This is a genomic window from Pseudomonas sp. 5Ae-yellow (assembly GCF_014077575.1).
GTDB classification, from domain to species: Bacteria; Pseudomonadota; Gammaproteobacteria; order Pseudomonadales; family Pseudomonadaceae; genus Halopseudomonas; species Halopseudomonas neustonica.
Genome location: NZ_JACGWE010000143.1, coordinates 1 through 534, shown reverse-complemented (window position 1 = coordinate 534; position 534 = coordinate 1). Strand labels below are relative to the sequence as shown.

Annotated in this window: 1 protein-coding gene; it reads left to right on the top strand. The window is 60.9% G+C overall.

What is annotated here, in order from left to right:
* Positions 1-534 (top strand): type VI secretion system tip protein TssI/VgrG (gene tssI / locus H4J77_RS20480; RefSeq protein ID WP_182250151.1); only part of this gene is annotated, 534 nt, incomplete at both ends.

Here is a 534-nt window from a genome sequence, read left to right as displayed (position 1 = left end):
ACTTCAAGGCCACACCCTGGCAGATCATCTGGCGCCCACAGCTCAACCACATCAAACCCAAAGTCCTCGGCAGCCAAAGCGCCGTGGTCACCGGCCCGCAGGGCGAAGAGATTCACTGCGACCAGTACGGCCGCATCAAAGTGCAGTTCCACTGGGACCGTGAAGGCCAAGCCGATGACAGAACCAGCTGCTGGCTGCGTGTCGCCTCCAGCTGGGCGGGCGACCGCTACGGCGGCGTTGCCATCCCCCGAGTCGGCATGGAAGTACTCATCACCTTCCTGGAGGGCGACCCCGACCAACCGCTGGTCACCGGTTGCCTGTACCACAAGGAACACGAAGTCCCGTATGAATTGCCTGCGCACAAAACCCGCAGCGTATTCAAAACTCTCAGCAGCCCCGGTGGCGGTGGTTACAACGAACTGCGCATCGAGGACAAAAAGGGCGAAGAACAGATCTACCTGCACGCGCAGAAAGACTGGGACGAAAACATCGAGCACGACCAGACGGTGCGCGTCGGCAACGAACGCCACGACA